The following is a 3,183-nucleotide window of genomic DNA, read 5'->3' on the forward strand; positions in this document are numbered from 1 at the left end:
ACGTCGCACTGATTGTTCAGCACCCAGTCGACCACGATCGGCGAGATTACGCCGAAGAAGGCAAGGTTGAGGTTCGGCCGCTCCTTCAGAAAGTGACCGGTAAGCCGTGGCAGATAGCCGTTCGACAGCGCTGGCAGTGCTGCAATTCGCAATGAGCCGGTGCGGCGGCCGCGGATTTCTTCCGCCGCTGCGGTGATGCGTTCGAGTCCGACGAAGGAGCGCTCCACTTCGGTATAGAGCGCCATCGCCGCGGCGGTCGGCACGAGGCCGGTGCCCCGCCGTTCGAACAACTCCATCTTCAACAGCGCCTGGAGGTCGCGCAGCAACCGGCTGACCGCCGGCTGCGTCACGGTCATCAGCGCCGCCGCCTCGGTCACGCTGCCGGTCAGCATCGTCGCGCGGAAGGCCTCCACCTGCCGCGAATTGATCCGTACCATCCAGGATTCCATTCATAACATTTGGGCATGCAGAGGGTGCCATTATTCATTGGACGATGGAAGCTCGGGTTTGCGATCTTTTTCATCAGGACTGGAGACAGCCCGCTTTTTCGGCAGATTGGAGGGGTTCAACCCTCCAGATCGCGCCAAAATCCGCCGAACAGGGGCCGGAGCCCTGATCGGGGAGGATTTGCGCGGAAGGAAATGCGGAAGGCGCTTCGGCCGGAGATTTGTCGGCACGTCACCTCATTCCGGTATGGAGATCGGACCACATGAAGACTCTTCGCCTTCTGACAGCGGTCAGCATCGCCGCGCTCGCCGCCGGCATTTCGGCCGCCTCGGCCCAGCAGAAAACGCTCTATATCGCCGGTTACGGCGGCTCGTTCGAGAAGACCATCCGCGACGAGGTGATCCCGGCCTTCGAGAAGGAGAACGGCGTCAAGGTCGAATATGTCGCCGGCAACTCCACCGACACGCTGGCCAAGCTCCAGGCGCAGAAGGGCAACCAGCAGATCGACGTCGCCATCGTCGACGACGGCCCGATGTACCAGGCGATCCAGCTCGGCTTCTGTGGCAAGCTCGACGGCCTGCCGGCCGATCTCTACGACACCGCCCGCTTCAAGGACGATCGCGCCGTTGCGATCGGCATCGTCGCGACCGGCCTGATGTACAACACCAAGGTGTTTGCGGAGAAAGGCTGGGCGCCGCCGACCTCGTGGAACGACCTGAAGGACACGAAATACGCCAAGCAGCTCGTGATCCCGCCGATCAACAACACCTACGGCCTCGAAGCGCTGGTGATGCTGTCGAAGATGAACGGCGGCGGCGAGACCAACGTCGATTCCGGCTTCAAGATCTTCAAGGAGCAGATCAATCCGAACGTGCTCGCCTATGAGCCGTCGCCGGGCAAGATGACCGAACTGTTCCAGTCCGGTCAGGCCGTGATCGCGGTGTGGGGCACCGGCCGCGTGCAGAGCTTCGCCAACACCGGCTTCCCCGTCGACTTCGTCTATCCGAAGGAGGGCGCGGCGACGCTGCTGACGACCGCCTGCCCGATCACCAAGCCGAACGCCTCGCCGCTCGCGTCCAGCTTCGTCAAGATGCTGCTCGATCCCAAGATCCAGCTCGTGATGCTCAAGGATTACGGCTATGGCCCGGTGCTGAAATCGCTGGTGATCCCGCCGGAGCTCGGCAAGATGGCGCCGATCGGCGAGCGCGCGGCAAAGCTCTACAATCCGGACTGGACGGTGATCAACGAGAAGCGCGAGGAGTGGACCAAGCGCTGGAATCGCGAGGTCGAACGCTGATCGTTCGCGGCGGAGACAGCGTCATGGCCTATCTCGAGCTCGATCGGGTCGCCAAGCAGTTCGGAGTGCAGACTGTGGTCGATGACTTCAGCCTGTCGGTGGGGAAGGGGGAGTTCATCTCCTTCCTCGGCCCGTCCGGCTGCGGCAAGACCACGACCCTGCAGATGATCGCGGGCTTCCTCGATCCCACGCGCGGCGCGATCCGGCTGGAGGGCAAGGACCTGACCGCGATCCATCCGGCCAAGCGCGGCCTCGGCATCGTGTTCCAGAGCTACGCGCTGTTTCCGCACATGACGGCGGCGGAGAACGWCGCCTTCGGCCTCGAGATGCGCAAGGTGCCGCGCGCTGAAAGGGCCGAGCGCGTCCGTGCCGCGCTCGCGATGGTCGGCCTTGCCGGCTACGAGGATCGTCATCCGCGCCGCATGTCCGGCGGCCAGCAACAGCGTGTGGCGCTGGCGCGTGCGCTGGTGATCAAGCCGAGCGTGCTGCTGCTCGATGAGCCGCTGTCGAACCTCGATGCAAAACTGCGCGAGGAGATGCAGATCGAGCTGCGCCAGATCCAGCGCACCATCGGCACCACCACGATCCTGGTCACGCACGACCAGAACGAGGCGATGTCGCTGTCCGACCGCATCGTGGTGATGAGCCAGGGCAAGATCGAGCAGATCGGYACGCCGCAGGAGACCTATGAGCGGCCGGCCTCGGCCTTCGTCTCGCAATTCCTCGGCAAGACCAACGACTTTGCGGCGACGATCGACCGGACCGCGACGCCAGCGCGCGTGGTGGCGGGCTCCTGGAGCGCGCCGGCGCCGGCGGGCCTCAGTGGTCCCGTCACCGTCAGCATTCGCCCTGAAAGAATCGGTTTTGGCGACGCCGGCCTCGGCGCAAAGATCGTCACGCGCATCTTCCAGGGCAATCACTGGCTGTTCCAGTGCGACAGCGAATGCGGCCCGGCGATCGTGATCCGCCAGAATGACGGCAAGGCGCAGCCGGCCGAAGGCGAGGCCGTTCGTCTCGCCTGGCGGCCTGAGGACATGAGCGTTCGCGGAGCCGCCGCATGAGCGCGGTCGCGGACACGGCTCCGCCGGGGGCCGCCGATGYGCGCATCGCACGCGCGCCATGGGTACTCTCCGCCCCCGCCTTGATGCTGTTCGTCGGCGTGCTGCTGATTCCGCTGGCGATGACCGTGATGCTGTCGTTCCACGATTGGGGTCAGTACAAGGGCATCGAGCCGGTCTTCATCCTCAAGAACTGGCACGAGATCGCGACCGATCCCTATTACGCCGAAATGTTCTGGCGGACGTTTCGCATCGCGATCCTGACGACTCTCCTCACCGCCCTGCTAGGCGCGCCCGAGGCCTACATCCTCAACCGCATGAGCGGACGCTGGAAGAGCTTTTTCCTGCTCGTCATCCTCGGACCGCTGCTGATCTCGGTGG

3 protein-coding genes and 1 pseudogene are annotated in these 3,183 nt (G+C 64.3%); 3 read left to right on the forward strand and 1 reads right to left on the reverse strand.

What is annotated here, in order from left to right:
• Nucleotides 1-437 (reverse strand): LysR family transcriptional regulator (locus AC1D00_RS33360; protein ID WP_477013592.1); only part of this gene is annotated, 437 nt, incomplete at its 3' end.
• Between the two features lie 272 nt (nt 438-709).
• On the opposite strand from AC1D00_RS33360, the gene AC1D00_RS33365 reads away from it, so the two are divergent.
• From AC1D00_RS33365 to AC1D00_RS33375, 3 genes and pseudogenes are all read left to right on the forward strand, one after another.
• Nucleotides 710-1,744, forward strand: a complete 1,035-nt coding sequence (locus AC1D00_RS33365; protein ID WP_477013593.1) for an ABC transporter substrate-binding protein — start codon at nt 710-712, stop codon at nt 1,742-1,744.
• 23 nt (nt 1,745-1,767) lie between these two features.
• Nucleotides 1,768-2,805, forward strand: a complete 1,038-nt coding sequence (locus AC1D00_RS33370; RefSeq protein ID WP_477013594.1) for an ABC transporter ATP-binding protein — start codon at nt 1,768-1,770, stop codon at nt 2,803-2,805.
• A pseudogene (locus AC1D00_RS33375) lies at nt 2,802-3,183 on the forward strand (ABC transporter permease); the annotation flags it as partial. The gene AC1D00_RS33370 and the pseudogene AC1D00_RS33375, both read left to right, overlap by 4 nt.

The organism is Bradyrhizobium sp. P2_E8 (genome assembly GCF_056403875.1).

Bases quoted from the DNA above. Each gene is read 5' to 3' on its own strand.
- AC1D00_RS33365 (WP_477013593.1), top strand. From the start codon at position 710: ATGAAGACTCTTCGCCTTCTGACAGCGGTCAGCATCGCCGCGCTCGCC.